This is a genomic window from Dyella sp., from assembly GCF_035685885.1.
GTDB lineage: Bacteria > Pseudomonadota > Gammaproteobacteria > Xanthomonadales > Rhodanobacteraceae > Dyella.
This window is the reverse complement of sequence record NZ_DASRZX010000082.1, coordinates 17829-40074: the sequence shown is the minus strand read 5'-3', so window position 1 is coordinate 40074 and position 22246 is coordinate 17829. Positions and strand designations below refer to the sequence as shown.

19 protein-coding genes are annotated in these 22246 nt (G+C 65.4%); 11 read left to right on the top strand and 8 right to left on the bottom strand.

Translation table 11 applies throughout. The features are described 5' to 3' along the window. Together VFG49_RS10115 and VFG49_RS10110 are read right to left on the bottom strand one after the other, a co-directional pair. Window positions 1-185, bottom strand: a 185-nt coding sequence (locus VFG49_RS10115) for a DegV family protein (protein WP_324860049.1), incomplete at its 3' end; no start/stop codon positions are given. Window positions 186-282: 97 nt separating this feature from the next. Next, window positions 283-2697: an acyl-CoA dehydrogenase gene (locus tag VFG49_RS10110; protein WP_324860043.1), complete on the bottom strand. Its 2415-nt coding sequence runs from the start codon at window positions 2695-2697 to the stop codon at window positions 283-285. Between the two features lie 190 nt (window positions 2698-2887). Here VFG49_RS10110 and VFG49_RS10105 point away from each other — a divergent pair, with 190 nt between their 5' ends. The 4 genes from VFG49_RS10105 to VFG49_RS10090 all read left to right on the top strand — a co-directional run bounded on the left by VFG49_RS10105 (window position 2888) and on the right by VFG49_RS10090 (window position 10581). Beyond that, on the top strand, window positions 2888-3679 hold the full coding sequence (locus VFG49_RS10105) for an AMP nucleosidase (RefSeq protein ID WP_324860041.1): 792 nt from the start codon (window positions 2888-2890) through the stop codon (window positions 3677-3679). Between the two features lie 368 nt (window positions 3680-4047). Continuing rightward, on the top strand, window positions 4048-7080 hold the full coding sequence (locus VFG49_RS10100) for a TonB-dependent receptor plug domain-containing protein (RefSeq protein ID WP_324860039.1): 3033 nt from the start codon (window positions 4048-4050) through the stop codon (window positions 7078-7080). Window positions 7081-7147: 67 nt separating this feature from the next. Beyond that, window positions 7148-8992, top strand: coding sequence for a tetratricopeptide repeat-containing sulfotransferase family protein (locus VFG49_RS10095; protein ID WP_324860037.1), 1845 nt, complete (start codon window positions 7148-7150; stop codon window positions 8990-8992). Window positions 8993-9021: 29 nt separating this feature from the next. Next, window positions 9022-10581, top strand: a complete 1560-nt coding sequence (locus tag VFG49_RS10090; protein ID WP_324860035.1) for a tetratricopeptide repeat-containing sulfotransferase family protein — start codon at window positions 9022-9024, stop codon at window positions 10579-10581. Here the strand turns inward: VFG49_RS10090 and VFG49_RS10085 are convergent. Both VFG49_RS10085 and VFG49_RS10080 read right to left on the bottom strand, forming a co-directional pair. After that, window positions 10578-12155, bottom strand: coding sequence for a sulfotransferase (locus tag VFG49_RS10085; RefSeq protein ID WP_324860033.1), 1578 nt, complete (start codon window positions 12153-12155; stop codon window positions 10578-10580). The two genes, VFG49_RS10090 and VFG49_RS10085, sit on opposite strands and share 4 nt — an antisense overlap. Next, window positions 12152-13729 carry a tetratricopeptide repeat-containing sulfotransferase family protein gene (locus tag VFG49_RS10080; protein WP_324860031.1) on the bottom strand — a complete coding sequence of 526 codons (1578 nt, stop codon included), beginning with the start codon at window positions 13727-13729 and terminating at the stop codon, window positions 12152-12154. Before VFG49_RS10080 ends, VFG49_RS10085 begins: the two co-directional genes overlap by 4 nt. A gap of 169 nt (window positions 13730-13898) precedes the next feature. On the opposite strand from VFG49_RS10080, the gene VFG49_RS10075 reads away from it, so the two are divergent. Then, the gene (locus VFG49_RS10075; protein ID WP_324860029.1) at window positions 13899-15209 is read left to right on the top strand and encodes an aspartyl/asparaginyl beta-hydroxylase domain-containing protein; all 1311 of its coding nucleotides are present in this window, start codon (window positions 13899-13901) and stop codon (window positions 15207-15209) included. A gap of 14 nt (window positions 15210-15223) precedes the next feature. On the opposite strand, the gene VFG49_RS10070 is transcribed toward VFG49_RS10075, so the two are convergent. Further along, window positions 15224-16144 carry a sulfotransferase gene (locus VFG49_RS10070; protein ID WP_324860027.1) on the bottom strand — a complete coding sequence of 307 codons (921 nt, stop codon included), beginning with the start codon at window positions 16142-16144 and terminating at the stop codon, window positions 15224-15226. 191 nt (window positions 16145-16335) lie between these two features. Here VFG49_RS10070 and VFG49_RS10065 point away from each other — a divergent pair, with 191 nt between their 5' ends. Next, entirely contained in the window at window positions 16336-17298 is a 963-nt protein-coding gene (locus VFG49_RS10065) for a quinone oxidoreductase (RefSeq protein ID WP_324860025.1), read from the top strand. 20 nt (window positions 17299-17318) lie between these two features. Here VFG49_RS10065 and VFG49_RS10060 read toward each other — a convergent pair whose 3' ends face one another. Both VFG49_RS10060 and VFG49_RS10055 read right to left on the bottom strand, forming a co-directional pair. Continuing rightward, window positions 17319-18224, bottom strand: a complete 906-nt coding sequence (locus tag VFG49_RS10060) for an ion channel (RefSeq protein ID WP_324860023.1) — start codon at window positions 18222-18224, stop codon at window positions 17319-17321. 52 nt (window positions 18225-18276) lie between these two features. After that, complete coding sequence (locus tag VFG49_RS10055; RefSeq protein ID WP_324860022.1) at window positions 18277-18549, bottom strand: hypothetical protein; 273 nt, start codon at window positions 18547-18549, stop codon at window positions 18277-18279. Window positions 18550-18609: 60 nt separating this feature from the next. Between VFG49_RS10055 and VFG49_RS10050 the strand changes: the two genes are divergently transcribed. The 3 genes from VFG49_RS10050 to VFG49_RS10040 all read left to right on the top strand — a co-directional run bounded on the left by VFG49_RS10050 (window position 18610) and on the right by VFG49_RS10040 (window position 19761). Then, window positions 18610-19059 (top strand): PIN domain-containing protein, encoded by a 450-nt coding sequence (locus tag VFG49_RS10050; RefSeq protein ID WP_324860021.1) that lies wholly within the window; start codon window positions 18610-18612, stop codon window positions 19057-19059. A 106-nt stretch (window positions 19060-19165) separates the two neighbouring features. Further along, window positions 19166-19549 (top strand): hypothetical protein, encoded by a 384-nt coding sequence (locus VFG49_RS10045; RefSeq protein WP_324860019.1) that lies wholly within the window; start codon window positions 19166-19168, stop codon window positions 19547-19549. A 23-nt stretch (window positions 19550-19572) separates the two neighbouring features. After that, complete coding sequence (locus tag VFG49_RS10040) at window positions 19573-19761, top strand: CPXCG motif-containing cysteine-rich protein (RefSeq protein WP_324860017.1); 189 nt, start codon at window positions 19573-19575, stop codon at window positions 19759-19761. A gap of 4 nt (window positions 19762-19765) precedes the next feature. On the opposite strand, the gene pncA is transcribed toward VFG49_RS10040, so the two are convergent. Further along, window positions 19766-20413, bottom strand: coding sequence for a bifunctional nicotinamidase/pyrazinamidase (gene pncA, locus VFG49_RS10035; RefSeq protein ID WP_324860015.1), 648 nt, complete (start codon window positions 20411-20413; stop codon window positions 19766-19768). A gap of 193 nt (window positions 20414-20606) precedes the next feature. Between pncA and VFG49_RS10030 the strand changes: the two genes are divergently transcribed. Both VFG49_RS10030 and VFG49_RS10025 read left to right on the top strand, forming a co-directional pair. Then, window positions 20607-20975, top strand: a complete 369-nt coding sequence (locus tag VFG49_RS10030) for a hypothetical protein (protein WP_324860013.1) — start codon at window positions 20607-20609, stop codon at window positions 20973-20975. 54 nt (window positions 20976-21029) lie between these two features. Continuing rightward, entirely contained in the window at window positions 21030-22229 is a 1200-nt protein-coding gene (locus tag VFG49_RS10025) for an MFS transporter (RefSeq protein ID WP_324860011.1), read from the top strand. Window positions 22230-22246: the final 17 nt, after the last annotated feature.

Here is a 22246-nt window from a genome sequence, read left to right as displayed (position 1 = left end):
AGCGTTTCGGCGGCATGGCTGCGGCTGCCGAGGTTGCGATCCAGGAAACGATGGAGTTCAACCTGGTTGCGGTTGTCCATGAAGACTTCGTTGTCGACATGGATGGTGATGGGCATCACTGCGATGTTGTGCTTCTGCAGGAACGCCTGCGGCAGGTCGCAAGCCGCGTCGATCGCCAGTCCCATCCGCATCGTGTCACCCCCCAGTCGTTGACGCGGCCAACATAGCACGCGCCTCCATGGCTGCCGACCCTGACCGTTGGCGCATGCCCTAGGACTTTTTCTAGCGCAGCTGGCGATAAACGCCGGGCTCGAACGCGTCGACCTGTACCACGGCATCGCGCGCGTCGTTTGCCTCGTTCAGCGTGGCGTATTCCTCGCGGGTGATCACGCCGGCGGCCAGTGCACGTTCGTCCAGTTCGTCCTTGGGGGCACGATCCAGGCGACCGGCGCGCACGGCGTCACGCAATTTGGTTTCCACCGGCAGTGCACGTACGGCCTTGTCCAGCGCCGCCTCCAGTTCGCCGAGGCCAGGCTCGTGCGCGCCGGGCACGTGGATGTCTTCGGTGAGATGGATGCGCGCCTCGCGGTCTTCCAGGATGGCGCGCGCCGCACGCTGCCCGAGCAGGTCCGAAGGCGGACGGAAGCGGGCGCCCAGCGGGAAGATCAGCAGCCGTGCGAACCCGGCGACAAAGCCGGACGGCAGGTTGTCCAGCACGCCGCGCAGGGCTTCCTGCGTGCGGTACAACGCCAGCGCGACGCCCCAGCGCGCGAGATCATAGTTGGAGGCGAGCTTGGGCTCGTCGTGATAGCGCTTCAGCGTGGCCGCCGCCAGGTATTGCCAGGCCAGTGCATCGGCAAGGCGCCCTGAGATTTTTTCGCGTCGCTTGAGCGTGCCGCCCAGCGTGACCATGCACATGTCCGAGATGAAGGCGAACGCGGAAGAAAATCGCGTGAGGTGCTGGTACTGGCGGCGCAGTTCGCCACCGGGTGCACAAGCGAAGCGCGCGCCGCTGAGCCCCAGCAGCAGCGAGCGCACGCCGCGGGTGAATACGAAGCTGATGTAGCCGAAGGTGCAGCGGTCGAAGGCCATCAGGTCCTTGCCGGCGATGGCGTCGATCAGCTTCTGCACCCACGGGTGGCAACGGATCGCGCCCTGGCCGTAGATTATCATCGAGCGCGTGAGGATGTTGGCGCCCTCCACCGTGATGCCGATGGGCACCGACATCCACATGCGCGAGAGCGCGTTGCGCGGACCGCGCTGGATCGCCGCGCCGGCGCGGATGTCCATCGCATCGCTCACCACTTCGCGCATGGCGTCGGTGAGATAGGCCTTGGCGACGGAGCCGAGCACGGCGGGCTTTTCCCCCGCATCGAGCGCACCGCAGGTTAGCGTGCGCGTTGCCGTCATCAGGTAGGTAAGGCCGGCGATGCGCGCCAACGGTTCCTCGATGCCTTCGAAGCGGCCGATGGGCGTGTCGAACTGCTCGCGCACCGTGGCATAGGCGCCGCAGATGCGCGTGGCCATCTGCGCTGCGCCCACGGCCAGGGCGGGCAAGGAGATGGAGCGACCGGCCGCGAGGCTTTCCATCAGCATGCGCCAGCCATGGCCCACCTGTTCGACGCCGCCGATGATGGCGTCCATCGGGACAAACACGTCATGGCCTTCGATCGGCCCGTTGGCGAAGGGCACGCCCATCGGATCGTGGTGTTTGCCGATGACCACGCCAGGCAGGTCGCGCGGAATCAATGCGCAGGTGATGCCGCGATCGGCCGGACCACCCAGCAGGCCGTTGGGATCTTTCAAACGGAAGGCCAAACCGATCAGCGTCGCCACCGGCGCCAGGGTGATATAGCGCTTGTTCCAGTTGAGCCGCAGGCCGATCACCTGCTCGCCCTGCCACTGTCCCCATTCGACGATGCCTTCGGACTGCGTGGCCGCCGCGTCGGAACCGGCCTCGGGTCCGGTGAGGGCGAAACACGGCACGTCGCGGCCATCCGCAAGGCGAGGCAGATAGCGCTGCTTCTGTTCTTCGGTGCCGTAATGCACGAGGAGCTCACCCGGTCCCAGCGAATTGGGCACCATCACGGTGACGGCCGCCGCCACCGAACGCGTGGCGATGCGCGTGACCACGCGCGAGTGGCCGATCTCCGACATGCCCAGGCCACCGTATTGCTCGGGCAACACCATGCCGAAGAAGCGTTCGCGCTTAATGAAGTCCCACACCTCGGGCGAGAGGTCGCGGTCCTGTTCGACCTGCCAGTCGTCGAGCATCTCGCACAGCTTCGTCACCGGGCCATCCATGAAGGCCTGTTCCTTTGGCGACAGCGGCTTGCATGCAAAGCCCTGCAACATCGCCCAGTCGGGTTGGCCGGAGAAGATCTGCGCGTCCCACCACACCGTGCCGGCCTCAAGCGCGATGCGTTCGGTATCGCCCAGTCTCGGCATGACCTTGGCGAGCCTGGGCAGCAAGGCGCGCGCGAACAAGATACGGCGCAAGGGCGGAAGGCCAGTCACCAGTGCCAGTACCGCGGTGCCGATCAGCAGCACATCAAAGAGGCCGGGTGCCGCGATGCCGTGCAGCCACCAGACCGCGAAAAGCAAAGCTGCGGGGGCCACCCACGCCCACCAGCCCCGGCCTACGAAGGCGAGCCCGAGCATCAGGACGAGGGCAATCAACCAACCCAGTAACACCATGGCATGTCTCCCTGTGACGGAGACATCGTGGACAGGCGAGCTTCAAGAAAATGCAAAGACCGCGCGATGCGGACGCCTGCCAGCGTGCTCCAGCGGGTAAGATGCGCGCACGGATCTGGCATCTTGCCGGCGTGGCGTCGCCGGTAACGCGTAGCGGGACAACAAACGCTGCGCTGACCCAAGGGGTCTTATGAAGGACAAACAGGAGATCGTCTCCAACTGGCTGCCGCGCTATACCGGCACGCCGCTGGAGCAGTTTGGCGAGCACATCCTGCTCACCAATTTCGGCCATTACGTTGACCTGTTCGCGCAATGGCACGGCGTGGAAGTGCAGGGTCGCGACAAGCCCATGCCCAACGCCACTGCCGATGGCATCACCCTGATCAACTTCGGCATGGGCAGCCCCAATGCCGCCACCGTGATGGATCTGCTCAGCGCCATCGCCCCGAAGGCCGCGCTGTTCCTGGGCAAGTGCGGCGGCGTAAAGAAGAAGAACGCCATCGGCGACCTGGTGCTGCCCATTGCCGCCATCCGCGGCGAAGGCACCTCCAACGACTATCTGTTGCCGGAGGTGCCCGCATTGCCGGCCTTCCAGTTGCAGCGTGGCGTGTCCACCACGATCCGCGACCTCGGTTACGACTACTGGACCGGCACGGTGTACACCACCAACCGCCGGGTCTGGGAACACGACGAGGCCTTCAAGGATTACCTGCGCCGGACCCGCTGCATGGCGGTGGACATGGAGACGGCCACCATCTTCGCGGCCGGCTTCGCCAACAAGATTCCGTGTGGCGCCCTGCTCTTGGTCTCGGATCAGCCGATGATTCCCGAGGGCGTTAAGACAGAGTTAAGTGATCGAAGCGTGACGAGTCAATTCGTCGAGCGCCATATACGCATTGGTATTGAGGCGCTGAAGCTGGTCCGGCGCCGCGGCCGCAGTGTTAAACACCTGCGCTTCGAAGACGAAAGCGGCGGCGAGTAAAAAACCCGTTGAATCATCAGCCTGGCCGGTGTCTTAACATCTGGCCGGGCTGCCTTCACTTTGGTTTCACCGCCTTCACACGAAGGTCGGTGCAGCGCAGCAATGGTGAATGCGGCAGGGGGCTGCTGTCACATTGGCACCAGATGATCTTCACATAATCGGTAGGTATCGAAAGTTACTGCGTTTACTGCCGTGGCAGCTTTATTTCTTGCTGTATAGATTTAATTGACTCTCTGTAAGTAAAGCGTGATAAATGCGCAGCGCTGTAGACCAAGGTCTAACCCCTTTTTTACGGGCGACTCGGGCGCGGGTTTGAGGCGGGGAAAATCTCAAATCCGGTCATAAATAAATAACGGGAGGGTGTTCTCATGAAGTTCGGGGAAAACAAACTCTGCACGTCGGTGCGCCTGGCGCTTTCGCTGGGCATGCTGGCGGCAAGCGCTTACGGCACTGCAGCTTTCGCGCAGGATGCGCAAACCACCACGCCACCACCACCGCCGCCGGATCAGGCCAAGAGCAAGACGCTGGAAACGGTGACGGTTACCGGCTCGCTGATTCGCCGTGTAGACGTCGAGACGGCCAGTCCGGTCATCACCATCGATCGCTCGACGATCGAAGCCACCGGCAAGCAGACGCTCGGTGACCTGGTGCAGCAGCTGCCGGCCATGACCGGCGGCAACGTCAACCCACAGACCAACAACGGCGGCGGCTCGGGCCAGTCGAGCATCAACCTGCGCGGCCTGGGTTCCAACCGTACGCTGATCCTGGTCGATGGCCATCGCGTCCTGAGCACGGACCCGAATGCCATTCCGGCCAGCATGATCGAGCGCATCGAAGTGCTGACCGACGGTGCCTCGGCAACCTACGGTTCCGATGCCATCGGCGGCGTCGTCAACTTCATCCTGCGCAAGAACTACGAAGGCGCCACCTTCACCGCCAATGTCGGCGAGTCCGATCGCAATGACGGTGACCAGAGCGGCTACACCTTCACCTTCGGCCACACCTCCGACAAGGGCAGCATCGTCGGCGGCGTCGAGTACAACAAGCAGGAAGGCGTGCTCGCCGGTTCCCGCGACTTCTCCAAGAACTCGCTGACCCGCTACGGTACCAACGGCCTGGGTCCGTCCGCGCCTCAGCCGCCCACCACCTATATCGGTGGTTCCACCTCGTCCGAGTACGGCCATATCCAGTTGCCGGCCGCGCTCAAGGGTACCTTCGGCTGCTCGTTCGTCGCGCTGACGCCAGGCGGAAACAGCCAGGTGGTCGACCCGACCAACTATCACTGCTACCAGAACAACGGCGCGAACAGCGACAAGTACAACTACGCGACCGTCAACCTGGTGATGACGCCGCAGGAACGCACCAATGCGTTCATCATGGGCACCTACAACCTGGCCGAAAACGTCCAGGTCTACATGGACGCCTACTACAACAAGACCTCGTCGCAGTTCCAGCTGGCTCCGGCTATCTATGCGACGCCGCCGTATGCCCAGAGCACGCTGAACATCTCGGCTGACAACTACTGGAACCAGTTCGGCACTGATTTCCGTTCGGGCGCCAACACCTACAACGCCCGCCTGACCGAGATCGGCAATCGCCAGGCCAAGTTCGGTACGGATAACGGCCAGATCGCCACCGGCTTCAAGGGCAACTTCACGGTCTGGGATAAGGACTGGAACTGGGACGTCGGCTTCGACTACGGCCACCAGAGCGTCAAGACCACCACGCTGGGTCTGCCTAACACCAACAACCTGTACACCGGTCCGTCGTCGATGATCAACGGCCAGGTGATGTGCGTGGCTCCGGGCGGAGCGGCACCGGCGGATGGCACCAATGGCTGTAATGGCCTCGATCCCAACTTCAACCCGTTCGACCTGCACTCGGCAGGCTCGGTGGCGGCGTTGCAGAAGGCGGCGGTGCCGGCCCTCAGCGATACCTACTCGATCGAGCGGATCTACCACGCCGGTATCAACGGTGCGGTGTTCGACCTGCCGGCCGGTGCTGTCCAGCTGGCCGTGGGCGCCGACTATCGCAAGGAATACCAGCGTGCGATTGTCGATCCCCTGCTCAACATCGATCCGGCGACCGGCGGTTGCGTGCTGGGCAGCCAGTGTACGGCCAGCCTGCTCGGTGGCTACAACGTCAAGGAACTCTTCGCCGAGGCGTTCTTCCCGATCCTGACCGGCCTGCCGGGCGCCCAGTCGCTGAACCTGACCGTCGGTGACCGTTACTCGAAGTTCAGCACCTTCGGCAGCACCAACAACTTCAAGTTCGGCCTGGAATGGAAGCCGTTCGACGACCTGTTGCTGCGTGGCACGATGGCCGAGGTCTTCCGCGCCCCGAACATCACGGAAGTCTACGGTGCACCGTCGGCTGACGCGCCGCGTATCTCCAGCGATCCTTGCGACGGCTACACGGGCGCTCCGGCCAACCCGGCGTGCGTGAACGTGCCGACGGACGGCAGCTTCCGCAATACGGTCGTTCAGCAGAACCTGCAGCTCAGCACGATCACCGGTGGCTCGCAGTACTCGGGCTTCCCGATCAAGCCGGAACAGGGCAAGTCGTTCGACCTGGGCGCGGTGTACAGCCCGTCGTGGGCGCCGGGTCTGTCGGGCACGGTTGACGTGTGGCATGTGTACCTCAACAACATCATCACGGTGGTGGGTGCACAGAGCGTGCTCAACCTGTGTAGCGCTGGCCAGCTGGTGTATTGCCAGTTCATCCATCGCTTCGACAGTGGCCCGAACCAGGGCCAGCTGACCTCGCAGTTCACCGAGCCGACCGGCAACCTGGGCAGCACGGACACGGGTGGCGTGGATTTCTCGCTCAACTACAAGCTGCCGAAGTTCGATTTCGGCCAGTTCACGGTGGGCATCAACGGCACCTACCTGAAGTACTACGACCAGAACACGGCGCCGGGTACGCCGGCCAACACCACCTACCACAACGCGGGGCACCTGCTGCCTTACGGTTCGGCCCAGGCAGCTGCCTGTCCGGATAACTCGGGTGTCTGCCTGTTCCCGCGCTGGCGCGCCAACGCCTTCGTGGATTGGCAGATGGGTGGCTGGGACTTGTCCTGGCGCCTGCGCTACATCGGCCGCTTCCAGATGGGTTCGAAGAGCCCGTCGCAGGATGTGTTCCCGGACGGCACCTGCTATTACGGCTCGTACTGCACGATCCATGGTGCGGAGTACAAGTACGGTGCGACGACGTACAACGACGTGTCGATCGGCTACAACATCGAACCGCTCAACACGCATCTGGACTTCGGCGTGAACAACGTGTTCGACAAGCAGCCGCCCATGCTGTATGCCAACAACACGCTCAACGCCAACACCGACCCGAGCGACTTCGACCTGATGGGCCGCTACTTCTGGGCTCGCGTGACGGTCAAGTTCTAAAGCGTCTGTCCAGGCGTTAACCTTGCAGGGCCGCGTGAATGTCTCACGCGGCCCTCTTTTTTTGGCCATGACTCCCGATACGACTTCCCGGATTGCCTCAGCGATTGCCCAAGGCCAGCTGTCCGAAGCCGAGCGGCTTTGCCGCGCCTGCCTGGACGTCCATCCACGGGACGAGGATGCCTTGCTGATGCTGGCCATCGCGCTGCAGTACCAGCGACGGCAAGCGGAGGCATTGCCCATCTACGAGGAGCTGACGCGCCTTGCTCCCGGCAGCGGCGTGCACTGGTGCAATCTCGGCGTCGCGCTGAGTGCATCGGGCCGTGCGACGGATGCCGAAGATGCCTACAAGAAGGCCGTGGCCCTGGACCCGCAAAACGCGATCCCGTGCCTGCAGTACGGCTTGTTGCTGATCCAGCAGAAACGCTATTTCGAAGCGCGCGAGGCCCTGCTGGATGCCTTTGAACGCGCCAGGGAGCTGCCAGCCGTCCGCATCTTTGCGGCCAAGGCGTGCTGCCTCTGCCAGGACTTCCAGGGCGCGGACGATCTCCTCGGCCCGTGGCGCAGCTGGTTGCCGCTCAATGACGATCCGCTGCAGCTCGAACTGGCCAAGTTGCATAACCAGATGAGCGACACGCCAGCCGCGGCCGTGCTGCTGGAAGACCTGCTCGCACGCAATCCGGGACACGTCGAGGCGCGGTTGCTGCTCGCCAATATCTACGAGCGGCTCAATCGCCTGCCCGAAGCCGAAGCGATGGTGCAGCCCTTCCTGGGCATCGATGGCGCCGCGGGTGACGAGGTGCGCAGGGAAGTAGACCACGTGCTGGCCGCCCTGGCCTCGCGACGGAAAGATCTGCCCACATCACGGCAGCTGCTTGAAAAGGCGGGTCCGCGTCATCCGGCGGACTTCACGCATTACTTCAACCTCGCGCAGGTGTACGACAAGCAGGGCGATGTCGATGACGCCATGCGGGCCTTGCGCACGGCACATCGACTGCAGACGGAGGAGACGCGCATCGCCTCCCCCGAGCATTTCGAGGCCGGCGCCGATCCGCTGCCCGCCGTCATCCACAAGGTGAGCGCGGCGCAGTACGCGCGCTGGCCCGCGCTGGTGGCACCCGAAGCAAAGGACTCGCCGGTATTCATCGTGGGCTTTCCCCGATCGGGCACGACGCTGCTGGAGCAGATGCTCGATGCGCATCCGGGCCTGCAGTCGATGGATGAGAATCCTTTCTTCAACCGGCTGGCGGATAAGCTCCGTCGCCATGACACGCGCCTGCTGGATGATCTGGGGATGCTGCAGCAGCGCGACGTCGATGAGTTGCGCAAGCAGTACGTGTTGATGGTGTCCGAGCGCATCCCGCGGCGCTGGGATGCCCAGCTGGTGGACAAGAATCCGCTCAACATGATGTGGCTGCCGCTGATCTACCGGTTGTTCCCAGACGCGAAGTTCATCCTCGCCGTGCGCCACCCGTGCGACGTGATCCTGAGTTGCTACATGCAGAATTTCCGGGCCAGCATTCTTGCCGCCGCCTGCGAGAGCATCGAGCGGCTGGCGCGGGCCTATGCGCAGGCCATGGAGATCTGGCTGGCGGACGTGCAGACGTTTGCGCCCAACGTGCTGGTGTCGCGCTACGAGGACCTGGTCGATGATTTCCCGCGCCATGCGGCGGGCATCGCGCAATTCCTGCAACTGCAGGATGCCGCGCCCATGCACGCGTTCGACGAGCACGCGCGCAGCAAGGGCTACATCGGCACGCCGAGCTATTCGCAGGTGATCGAGCCGGTGAACCGCAAAGGGCTCAATCGCTGGCTGAAATACCGGGCCCAGTTCGAGCCGGTGCTGCCGATACTCGAACCGATGCTGCGTCATTGGGGCTACCCCGTCGATGCGGTAGTCGGCGTCAGCGGTTAAGCTCGGGCGAGAGCGCTTGGGGTCATCTGATGCAGCAGACGAACGAGAAGTTGTGGGAGCGTGCGCAGCGCTATCTGGCGGAACGCCAGTTCGCGCCCGCGAGGGTCACGCTGGAGTCGCTGGCGCAGCGCGATCCCGCGCATGTGCCTACGCGGCTCATCCTGTCGGACCTGGCCTTTGGCGAACAGCGCGTGCGCGACGCCGCGGCGCAGGCCTTGGCGGCCACGCGGCAGCTGCCGATGGATCCCCGGCTGGTCTGTCACGTGGCAGCAGCCTTGCAGCGCACGGGCGAATCGGCGGCCGCGCAATCGTGCCTGGATCATCCGGCCCTGCAGCACACGCAGGACGGACCGGCCCTCATGCACGCGGCCGTGTTGCGCAAGATGCTCGGTCAGCACCCTGAGTCGCTGGCGCTGTTCGAGCGCGCGCGCGCGGCAGGTGTCAATCATCCGGACTTCTATTTTCAGTATGCGCAGGAGCTGAATTTCAACGGCCACCTCGACGCTTCCGAGGCGGCGCTGGACGCCTGCCTGCGGATCAATCCGGCGTTCGGGCGCGCGTCGCTGGCGCTTAGCCGCACGCGCAAACAGACGGCCCAACGCAATCACCTCGATGCGCTGGGGCAGCGGTTGCAGGCGGTGCCGCGAGGAAGCGAGGACCACGCTGCGATCGAGTTCGCGCGCTACAAGGAGCTGGAAGACCTTGGCCGCTACGACGAGGCGTGGCAGGCGCTGGCGCAGGGCAACGCCATCCTTTATGGCCGCCAGTCCTACAGCGACGAGCAGGCGGACCAGTTGTTCGATCGCCTGATCCAGCGCTGCACGCCCGAGCTGCTGCAGCCCGAGAAGGTGGTCAACGAAGGTCCGCAACCGATCTTCATCATCGGCATGCCCCGCTCGGGCACGACATTGCTGGACCGCGTGCTGGGCAATCATTCCCAGGTGGTATCGGCGGGCGAGCTGGACGACTTCGGCTTCCAGCTGCGCTGGGCCAGCGATCATCGCGTCACGCTGGACGACCACGTACTGCAGCGGCTGCCTCGCATCGACTATGCGGAGCTGGGGCGTCGCTATCTGATGCAGACGCAGTGGCGGGCGCCCAAGTCGCGGTATTTCACCGACAAGCTGCCGCGCAACTGGATGGTGGCAGGGCTGATGCGACGCGCGCTGCCGCAGGCGCGCATCCTCAATCTGGTGCGCGACCCCATGGATGTGTGCTTCTCCAACTTCAGGGCGATGCTGGGCGAGGCCTTCCCCTGGAGCTACGACCAGCGGGCGCTTGCTGCGCACTACAAGCAATATCGCCGGGTCATGGATCACTGGCATGCAGCCATGCCGGGGCAGATCCTCGACGTGCCCTACGGCGAGCTGGTGCGCGACCCGGAAACCATGACGCGCAAGATCCTCGCGTTCTGCGATCTGGCATGGGAAGACGGTTGCGTGGATGTCACGCGCAACAAGTCAGCCGTCGCGACGCCCAGCATGGAACAGGTGCGCGAGGGTATCCACGCGCGTTTCTTCCAGGAGTGGCGTCACTACGAAACGCAGCTGGCGCCGCTGCGCCAGGCACTCGGCACGATGGCGGACTAACGCTCGGGCAGCTGAGACAGTTCCGGCAACACGTCGAGGTAGCGCCGCCAACGTCCGATCGAGCGCGTATACACCGGCTGCCGCGCCTGCCATGCACTGGCGGTGCTGATGGCGTGACTCGTGGAAACCTCCGTCCACGACGCTTCGGGCAAGCCCAGCCACACAGACACCGCCTGCCTTACACGGGCCGGCTCGGCGGCCAGTTGCTCGTAGTCCACGGTATGGATGGATGCGGGATGACGCCTGCACCAATGGTCCATCAACCGCCGGCAGCCGTGGATCACGGCGGCGATGTCGCCCATGTCGTAGGCGTAGTCATGCGCGTGGTCGTGGAAGGATTGCGTCCACAGCGACAAGGCGGTGTCCCGCGGATTTCGCTGGCAGTACAGGATGCGCGCGTGCGGCCACAGCGCGAGGATCACGTCCACGTGCATCAGGTTGAGTGGCTGCTTGTCGATGAACCAGTCTGCGCCTTCGACGTCGTCCTGGCGCAGCTGTGCCTCGTAGAGGCTCGCCTGCTGCTGCACGAAGCTAGCATCGGGTTTGGCATCGAGCAGGCGCTGCGCAATCACCTGGAGCCAGCCCAGCTCGCCGCGATGCCGGACGGAGGGATGGCGCGCAAGTTGTTCGGCAAGCAGGGTGGTGCCGGAACGCGGAACCCCGACGATGAATACCGGTGTCCCGCGGCAGGTAGCCGAAGGTGCGAAGGGGCAAGGCGCACTGGCCAGCCTTGCCTCGACCCATCGCTTCCATGCCTTGCGCGACCACTGGCTCGTTGCCAGTCCCATCGCGTTCGCGCGGCGGAAGCAGTCCACCGCACGCGGCAGGTCGCCGAGGTCGTCATACGCCTTGCCCAGCGCGAACAGTGTCGTCATGCGCGTGCGGTCGCTCAGGTCGGCGCGCGCGAGGGCATCGCGGAAGAAGGCGAAATCGGGATGGCTTTCGTCGTGGTAGCGCTGCAGTCCCGACAGGCCGATGGGAATGTTCCACTCGACGGCTTGCGGCTGATGGCTGAGCGCGAACGCGTAATGCTCGCGGACGCGCGCAAAGTCTCCTAGCTGGATCGCCAGCATGCCTGCATAGGCGTGCAATCGGGGGTCCTGGTTTCCGGCCGCAAGTGCAGACTCGCAAATCCAGGCGGCATCGCCGGGACGGCTGTAGTCGTCGAGGATTTCAACGGCCTGGATGATGGCGTCCGTATCGTGAGGGCCGTGCTGCGCCCATCGGCGCATGACGGCGCCCACGGCCTGCAGGCGCCCTTGTTCGCGCAGCAGGCGGGCCAACAGGAACGCAGCGGCGTCGTCCGCAGGATGGTCCGCCAGCCACTCCTCAAGCAGCGTTTCGGCCGTCCCTGTTTCTTGTCGTTGCCAACACGCGCCGGCCAGTCCAAGGCGTACTTCCCGCGACGCCGGAAAGCGTGCGCCCGCTGCCGCAAACAATGCGTGCGCGATGTCGACCTGTCCTTGCAGCATCCGCGCCCGCGCGCTGGCGAGCCACTCTTCTTCCGTCGCGTGCACGAGCGCATCGAGTAGGGGCTGATGCGCCGGCGTCACCCGACCGGGCGACATGGTCATGACGCAAACAGCGGCAGGTCCAGTGCCTGGCGCAAGGGATCCAGCAGGGCGCCGTAGCGCGCGGCATGCGCCGTGTCCTGGCGCAAGGGCTGGCGCACCTGCGTGGCGCTGGGCGAACGCACCGCGCGCTGGTTCTGGTGGAACGACAGGCAGGCTTCTTCGAACGGCAGACCGCAGAACGCGAGCAGCGAGCGGATGCTGGTTTCCGGCGAGTCCAGCAGGGCCTCGTAGCTGTGCTCCTGCACGTTCGAGGGGAACGCTTCGGACGCATGCGCGGCGCTGGCATCAAAGTCGCGCCAGAAGGTGGCGAGGTCGGTGAAGGTGTTGCTGTAACCGTTGTTGCTGTCCAGGCGCTGGCGGTAACAGGAGAAGCAGGTTTCCAGCGGATCGCGCCGGCACACCACGATACGCGCGCCGGGCAGCATGGCGCGTATGGCGCCGATGTAGAGCCAGTTGTTGGGCAGTTTGTCGGTGAAGCAGGGCCGCTCGCGGCGCCAGTGCGCCGTCCGTTCGAGATAACGGCGACCCAGGCGCTCCCAGTCGGCCGCCTGCATCTCCGGCGCCCACGCCAGGATCGGCTTGCCTCGTCGACGCGATTCCTCGACCAGCACATGGGGCAGGTCGGGCAATTCGCCGGCGCCTTCGACGCTGGAATGTGATGCGAGGATCTGCTCGACCAGCGTCGAGCCGGAGCGGGGCAGGCTCACGATGAAGATCGCCTCGCGGCCAAGCTCTTCCGGCGCCGACGTGCTCGATGCATCGAACGCGGCACGCAGGTTGGCAACGCTGGCCGAGAAGGTCTTCGCGTCCCAGCGCTGGCGGCGCAACGCGATGGCATGCGCCTGCTCGAGCGCCTTCAGCGAATCTTCGTAGCGGCCTGCTTCGTCCAGCGCCTTGGCGAGCGCGAAACCGATGGCGTTGCGGTCATCGTCGCTGGCGTGCGGCGACGACAGCGCGCGCTGCATCTGCGCGATGTCATCGCTTGAAAAGCGTTGCGTGCGCAGGTCCGCAAGCCCCCACCACGCCATGCCGGCGGTGGGCTGCAGGGTGATCAGCTTGCGATATTCGGCGGCGGCTTCTTCGGTGTGGCCGCGCGTGCGCAGGATGTCGGCGAGCATCGCGCGTGCCGGCGCATGGTCGGGCGCCAGCGATACCGTGCGCTGCAGCGCCGCGGTGGCCTCCTCGTTGCGCACGCATTTGGTCAGCATGACGCCCAGGTTGTACCAGGCCATCGCCAAGCTTGGTTGCAGCTCGCAGGTCTTGCGCAGCGCATCGATCGCCGCTTCGTACTGGCCCGCGGTGCCAAGCAGCGAGCCCAGCGTGTTGTGATAGAACGCGTCCTGCGGCCGGTATGCCAATGCGCGCTGCATGGTGTGGATGGCATCGGCGTGCTGGCCACGCAGGCTGAGCACGCCGGCACGCATGCGCAGCACTTCGGGATGATCGGGGTAGGCGGCGAGCACTTTCGCCAGTTGCTGGTCGGCCTCGTCCACGCGGCCGGCGTCCAGTGCCTGGCCGGCCATCATCACCTGCTGGGTCGCGGACGGCCCCAGTCCCTGCAAACGCGCATTCATCGATGACACGGCTCCGGGTGTGGTTTTCCCCGCGGTTCCGGCGAAACTGCACAGGCACATGCGGGGTGTGCAAACGCGTCTATTATGCCCATACAAGCCGTGGTGACACTCGCGGCATTCCGGGGGATGGCGCGGGCGCCATGGGGTGTAGGTCGCAATGAACAGTGGAATGCACGAGGGCGTTGTCGCCCTGCGCGAGATGGCGCTGAATGGCCTGCGCCAGGGTGACGCCATGCTGGCCGAGCAGTATTTCGCGCGCCTGCTGGAACAGCTGCCTGACGATGCTCAAGCGCTGCAGTTCGTGGCGGGCCGCCATTTGATGCGCGGTGACTCGGCGCGCGCGGTGACGATGCTGCAGGCGGCGGCACTTGCACAGCCCCTGAACGGCGACGTGCTGCACCAGCTGGGCGCTGCACAACTGAGCGCAGGGGATCTTCAGGGCGCCGTGGCGAGCCTGAGGCGGGGCCTGGACGTCGCGCCACACATGTTCGTGGCGCGCCTGCGCCTGGGCATCGCGCTGGAACAGTTGGGCGAATCGCATGATGCGGTGCTGGCGTACTTCGGCGCGGTGAACACTGCACAGGCACAGGGGCGCTGGCTGAGCGACGACACCACGGCGCCGGGGATCCAAGGTGCGGTGAAGCACGCCATGCGCTTCATCGACGCGGGTCGCCGCAGCACGTTCGACGCGGTGCTGCAGCCACTGCGCGAGCGCTACGGGCGCTCGGAGCTCACTCGGGTGGAGCAATGCCTGGCCATCTACCTGGGCGAGCAGCCAGCCAACCTGCCCGATCCTCGGCAAAAGCCCAAGTTCCTGTATTTCCCGGGTGTGCCCAGCCAGCCCTACTACCCGGCCTCGCGGTTTCCCTGGCAGGCGGACCTGGAAGGCGCCACCGAGGCGATCCGCAACGAACTGCTGGCCGTACTGGCGGAAAACCAGCCGCTGGAGCCCTTCCTTGGCGAGCAATCGCAGGAAGACCTCAAAGGGCACCTGCGTTCCTCGGGCGCGCAGCCGGCGGCGTGGGACGCGTACTTCTTCTATCGTCATGGCGAACATTTCGCCGAGCACTGCGCGCGCTGCCCGCGAACGTCCGATCTGCTCAATGCTTTGCCGCTGGTGCGCATTCGCGACCATGCGCCGGAAACACTGTTTTCCGTGCTGCGCCCCGGCACGCATATCCTTCCGCATCGCGGCGTGACCAATACGCGATTGGTTACCCATCTGCCGCTGATCGTGCCTTCAGACTGCGCCATCAACGTAGGTGGCGAGATCCACGAGTGGAAAGAAGGTCAGTGCGTGAGCTTCGATGACACCTTCGAACACGAAGCGTGGAATCGCAGCGAGCGTACCCGCGTGGTGATGATCCTCGACAGCTGGAACCCGGATCTCACCGAGGTGGAACGGCTGGCGGTGACCGATCTGGTCGAAGCCATCGGCGACTTCAACCGCGCCAGCGAAGTGCCGGTGCCCGGCGGCTGAGTCCCGGGGAGGGCTCAGCCGGCCTTGGCCGTCTGGGCCTCGTAGGCCTCGTCCGTGGCATGGGTGGAGCGCGTGCGGTCGGCGAAGCATTGCGAGCGCAATTCGTCGTACGAAGCCAGGTGGCTCTGCAGCCAGCGCTGCAGCTTGGGTCCGAACAGGCTGTCGACCTTGGCGTCCGACTGGCGCAGCTGGCCTTCGATGGCGGACAGCTTCCAGGGCTCGTGTTCCAGGTTGGCGATGGGCTGCTGGCAGGCGTTGTCCAGCGGAGCGTCCGGGGGCAGGTCGAGGAACGCGCACAGCCGCTCCCATTCGGCCTCGGGCTGGCGGATCAGGTCTTCGAGGAAGATGAAATGATGATGGTCGCGCCCTACGTGCTGGCCGTGGATCTGCACGGCGCGATTCCATCGGCGCGCCCAGTGCACGGTGCCACCGCCGAACGCGTCGTCGTTCTCGAAGCGCAGGTACACATCCGCCAGTGACGCCAGCACGTCGGTGCCCCGGCGCACCACATGGATGAAGCGGGCATCGGGCGCCAGCGCCTCGATCTCGTGGATGTAGAGCAGGTGATTGGGGGTCTTCTCCAGCCACATGCTGCGCCCTGCCGCCGCCGCGGAGCGGTCCAGCAGGGCCAGGAAGCGACGGGACAGCGACCCCATGAACAAGGGGCCCCGGCTGCGCGGTGGCTGGCCGGTCAGGCGATCGTGCAGGGCGGCGAAGGTGTCGCGCATGTGGCGGCGGGTCAGTCCCAGCCGCTGGCGCCAGTGTCGCCGCTGCGGGCGGGCCTGGCTGTCGCCCCAGCGCCAGGCGAGGTCGCCGTGGGCGAGTTCGAAGAACGCCGTTTCCGGGAGCGTATACACCGCCGGGTGCCGCGCCAGCAGCGCCTGCACGATGGTGGTGCCGGAGCGTGGGCATCCCACAACAAAGGTTCGCCGCATGCGTTGTCTCCCGAAACAAAGGCCGCGGACTTCACGGCCATAGGACGTGAACAACGCGTGATCTTGCGCGGCGTTGACCCAAAAGTACAGCTTCACGTAAGCAATAGTCACAGGGCTCCCACCTCGTGCTCCGAGCCTCGCAAAGGGACGACCTGTCATGCTTGTGCCATCGAACCCTGCGCGGGACCGCCATGCACGCACTTACTTTCGATCATTTCGGTCCCGCCAGCGTGCTGCGCTGGTCCGAGCACCCCGATCCGGTGCCGGGTCCCGGCCAGGCGCTGGTCCGCATGAAAAGCGTGGGCCTCAACTTTGCCGACGTGTACCGCCGCAACGGCAACTACCACCTCAGCGGCAGTGCGCCCTGGGTGCTTGGCTACGAAGGCGCCGGCGTGGTCGAAGTCGCGGCGGAAGGGGACACGCTGTGCCCAGCCGGCACCCGGGTGGGCTTCGCCGACATGGCCCATGCCAACGCCGAGCTGGTGGCGGTCGATCGCGAGCGGCTGATACCGCTGCCGGACGACATCGATTTCGACACGGCGGCCTCGTTGCTCCTGCAGGGCCTCACGGCCCAGTACCTGGTCACCGACAGCTTCAAGGCCGGGCCCGGTGATGTCGCCGTGGTGCACGCCGCGGCGGGCGGCGTCGGCATGCTGCTGGTGCAGATGCTCAAGGCGCTGGGCGCCGTGGTGCTCGGCGTTGCCTCCAGCGAAGGCAAGCGCGATGCCGTCATCGCCATGGGTGCCGACGTCGCCACGGGTTATGAGGAATGGACGTCGGCGGTGCGTTCGCTTACGGGCGGGCATGGCGCCAGCGTCGTGTATGACTCGGTGGGACGCACGCTGGACGACAGCCTCGCGGCGGCGCGGATCGGCGGCACCGTGGTGTTCTACGGCATGGCCGCGGGCGATCCCGCACCGGTGGACCCGCGCCTGTTGATGGACCGCTCGCTGACGTTGACCGGCGGTGACCTGTGGAACGTGCTGACCGGCGCCAAGGTGCGCCGCGAGCGCGCCGCAGCGCTGTTCGAGCAGGTTCGCCGCGGCGTGGTGAAGCCGCGCATCGCCGCGCGCTTCCCCTTGAGCGAAGGCGCCGAAGCGCACGCCTACCTCGAAAGCCGCGCCGCCATCGGCAAGGTCTTGCTCACCCTCTAGCCGTGGCGCGCAGATGGCGGCTAGATCACGTCATCCGGGTCGTCCACCGGAAGCACGTGGTGGAACACGCTGTAGTCGATGTGGCTGACGCCGAGCTCATCGTCGTGCACCAGGTCGACATAGCGGTGGTTCCAGCGCCACTCCCGATGACTCCATTGGCGCCGCGCCAGCATGGATTGCGCCGTCGTCTCGTCGATGCCTTCGATGGAGAGCATCAGCGTTGCCTCGGTGGCGGCCAACTGCTCCGTCGACAGGCCGTGCAGTGGACTGCTCTCGTCGATCACATGCATCAGGCTCCAGCTCAGCGAAAACACCGGGTGCCGGTCGCGCAACAGGCGAAGATCATGGATGCGCCGCAGGCGAAAACCTTCCGGCGATGATTCGCGCAACAGCAGGTGCAGTTTCGCCGACGCCTCGGCGATGACGTTCTGGCGCGCATTGGCCGCGCGCACCATCAGCGTGGGTTGTCCGTGGATGCGGCGGATCACCGGGTGGTCCGCGAAAATCATCTTGGCCCGTGGCCGCGAGAAACGCGCGAACACCAGGCCCGTCACCAGCGCGATGCTCAGCATGCCGACGAAGATTTCCATCGTGGCAATGACGTGCGCATACACCGTCTGCGGATGCATGTCGCCGTAGCCCACCGTCGCCAGTGTCTCGACGCTGAAGAAAAACGCGCCGCCGAACCCGGTCGGAAACTGGTTGGCGATGGCGTGGTCGCCCAGCTGGTAGAGCGTGGCGAACAAGGTGTTCACCAGCAGGAAAACCGCCGCGGCCAACCCGAAGAAGACGGGCCAGCGGATGGTGAGCGCGACGTGATAGATGTCGTCCCAGAACTTGCGGATCAGGCCGTGGCTGACGAAGGGACGGCCGCCGATGCTGATGGTTCGCGGGCGTCTGAACAGCGGTTGCAGCCAGTGGGGCATCGTGCGCTTCCGGAGCGGGGACCGGCCGATGTTATCGCGCCGGAGGCGCCGCTTAGCCAGATGCCTCGGTGTCGTCGAAGCCGGTGTAGTCGTCCGGGAAGATCGGGGTGCCGTCGTCTTCCAGGCCGGTGATGGCTGCCAGCGCCTTGGCCGCCGCCTCTTCAGCCTGGCCGCGCTCGCGGAAGCTGCGGTTCTCGCAGACAGCGTAGTACGCCGGAAAACCGTGGCGTCCGCGCGGTTCCACCACGATGCAGGCCGCGAATCGAGAGCCTTCGGCGACCACGGTGGAGTGGGCGGCGTAGTCATTGAAAAGGCGCTCGGTCATGGGCGTATCCACGGGCTGGGTCGCCCATCTTAACTGGTGGCCTGTGCAACCATGCACGCCATGCATGATCCGGTTCCCCGCCTCGTCCTCGATACCAATGTTGCGCTCGACCTGTTCGTGTTCCGCGATCCTGGCGTCGATCGCCTGCTGCGTGCCCTGCAGGCCGGCACGGTACGGGCCGTCGTCGACGAGGCCTGCCGTGAGGAGTGGCTGGCGGTGCTGGCGTATCCCGCGCTTGCGCTCACCGGGGCTTCGCGCGGGGACGCGCAAGCGGCGTTCGATCGCTGGACGCAGCGGTTGTCCGTGCACGAGTTGCGCCCGCGCGACGAGGTGAAACTGCCGCGCTGCGCCGACCCCGACGACCAGAAATTCCTGGAGCTGGCGCTGGCCGCTGATGCGCGGTGGCTGCTCAGCAAGGACAAGATGGTGTTGCGCCTAGCGCGTCGCACGGCGCGCGAGGGATGGTTCCAGATCCTTACACCGGCCGCATGGCAACCACCTGCCGTGTGAGCGAATGATTCACGCTGGATTGATCGCGCATTGGTGATGCTCGATGCGCCAACCGTCATGGAGTACAGCGATGAAGATGAGGCTATGCGCGGCAGGCGCGATCGCCATGGGAACCGTACTGCTTGCCGGTTGCGGCGTGTCCGGCAATCACGACACGGTCATCCGCGATGCGGTGGCCAACCGCGTGTTCCTGTACCAGGCACCGGGCGGCAACGACGCCATGCTCCAGGTTGAGCGCGCCAATGGCTACTTCGGTGGCGGCTGCTCCAGCCAGGTCATGATCGACGACAAGTTCGCCGCGCAGCTGGAAACGGGGGAGAAGGTGGCGTTTTATCTTCCCAGCGGTTCGCACGTGGTGTCGTTGAGCAATTCCGGCGCCTGCCATGCGACGGGCAGCGACGCGCGAGTGGAAACCACGCTCTCGGCGGGCGAAAACGCGCTGGTCGAAGTCAACAAGTGGGGTTCGTCGCTGTCGCTGGCCAAGCGCTAGCAGGTGCCTGCGCGATGCGCGACATGCTTGATCCCATCTTCATCCATTGCCCGTATTGCGGGGAGTCCATCGAGATCCTCGTGGACTCCTCCGTGCGCACCCAGCAATACGTCGAGGACTGCCAGGTGTGCTGCCGACCCATCGACATCGCGGTGGACGTGGACGAAGAAGGTGCGCTGCACGTGAGCGCGTCGTCCGAGAACGACGGTTGAATGCTCAGCCCAGCTCGGCGGAATCGAGCACGTCCACGCCCATCTGTTCGTAGCGGATGCGCGTGGTGAGGTCGGTGTCAGGCGTGACGGGCCGCGTGAGGTCCCACAGGACGCGCGTGCGGTAACCCAGGCTCACGGCATCCTGCGCAGTCCAGAGCACGCACACATCGCGCGCCAGGCCGCACACGTAGATTTCGTCCACCTCCCGGTTGCGTAACCAGCCATCGAGTTCGGTGGCCGGGCGCGTGCCGTCGGGACCATGGTTTTCGCGAAAGCCGCTGTAGGAATCCACGCGCGGATCGTCGCCCTTGCGGATGACCTTGCTGATACCCGACCAGTCGATGCCGGGATGCAGCGCGGCGCCGGGCGTTTCCTGCACGCAGTGTTCGGGCCACAGGGTCTGCGCGTGGCCATACAGCGGAATGCGTTCGAACGGCTCGCGGCCTGGATGCGAACTGACGAAGGAGACATGGTCGACGGGATGCCAGTCCTGCGTGGCCACCACGTGGCGGAAAGCGCCGCTTTCCAGCAATCGGCTGATGCCTGGGACGATGGCGTCGCCCTCGTGGCAGGCCAGCCTGCCGCCGGGCATGAAGTCCGGCTGCACGTCGACCAGGATCAGGGCGGCGTTGGGGTTGATGGGGGAGCTCATGGGCGCGCGTGGCTCGTAAATGTCTGCGAGCTTGGAAGTCTAGTAGGCCCTCGTATCAGCGCGATGTGACGGGCTCGACGGGTGTTCTGTACGCGATGTGCGGGGTTCATGGTAAGAGATTTCTTACGTAATGCCGGGGAACGCCGGCTTGCGGGCATAATGTGGGAAACAACAACAACGGCGGGACAGGGGCATGCCCTACGACCAATCCTGGATGGAATTCGGCCTGCTGGGCGCGCTGGAGGCCGGGGCCATTGCCGCGGCGGCCGGCTTGGTGGCGTGCCTGATCATATGCAGGGTAGGTCGGAGCCAGGGCTGGCACGCCGGCATGGAGCTGGGCTGGTCCTACGTGATCGCCATGGCTCTGGCCGGCGGCCAGGACCTGTGGAACCTTTTCTATTTCAACTACGGGCGCCTGCAGTCGCTGCAGTTGCTGCGCCTGCGCCTGGCCGAAGTGCATGACGCCGACAACCTCGGCCAGCGCGTGTTGTTCGAGTTCATTGGCGCAGGGGTCGGCGTATACCTGGGCTGGCTTGCCGTCGGACGCCGCCGGCACGCGTGAGCATCCTGCGGGCTCGCCGCCGCGTTCCGCCCTTTCTTTCCCACGCCGTACCTCATGGACATCCCCGCGCAAACCCCGCCACGCAGCACGTCGTTGACGCTGCGCATCGTCCAGATCGTGTGCTTTACGTTCCTGGCCTATCTGGTGATCGGCATGCAGTTGGCGGTGTTGCCGCCGTTCGTGCATGACGAGCTGCACTTCGGTGCCGTGTTGGCAGGCCTGGTGATCAGCACGCAATACGTGGCGACTTTGCTGAGCCGCGGGTTCGCGGGGCGTACGTCTGATACTTCGGGTCCCAAGCGCGCGGCCATCGTCGGCATCCTCGCGTGCGCGGTCAGCGGCGTGCTGATGATGATGGCCGCGATGCTGCGCGAATGGCCGATGGCATCGCTGGCGACGATGCTGCTGGCGCGCTTGGCGCTGGGCATGGGTGAAAGCTGCGTGGCCACCGGTTGCATCATGTGGGGGATCGGGCGCGTGGGCAGCGAGCACACGGCGAAGGTCATTTCCTGGAACGGCATTGCCACCTACGGCGCGTTGGCCGTGGGTGCGCCGGCAGGCGTGCTGCTGGTGTCGGCGGCCGGGTTCATCGCCATTGGCGTGGCGGCTCTCGTGCTGATGCTGCTGGCGCTGCTGCTGGCATGGCGGCGACCGGCGGCGCGCGTGGAGGCCGGGGAAAGGCTGCCGATGCATCGCGTGTTCGGCCGGGTGGCACCGTACGGCATGGGCCTGGCGCTGGGTTCGGTGGGGTTTGGCGTGATCGCCACCTTCATCACGCTCTACTACGCCAGCCAGGGTTGGACGGGTGCCGCGCCCACGCTCAGCCTGTTCGGCGTGTGCTTCGTCGGCGTACGCCTGGTGCTGGGCTGGACCATTGCGCATTTCGGCGGCTATCGCGTCGCCCTGGGCTCGCTGCTGGTCGAGGCCGTCGGGCTGGTCGTGCTGGCGATGGCAAACCACGTGGGCATCGCGATGTTGGGTGCGGCGCTCAGTGGCATCGGTTTTTCGCTGATCTTTCCCGCACTCGGCGTCGTCGCCGTGGAACGCGTGAGCATCAGCAACCGTGGCGCGGCGCTGGCGGCGTATTCGGTCTTCATCGACGTGGCGCTCGGCGTCACCGGTCCGCTGGGCGGATGGATCGCATCCGGCGGACGCTACGGGCCTATGTTCATCGTGGCGTCGTCGCTGTCGCTGGTGGCGGCCATGCTGACGGCCGTGCTTTACGTGGGCTACGGCAGCAACACGCAAGCGTGACTGCGCGATGCGCGCTT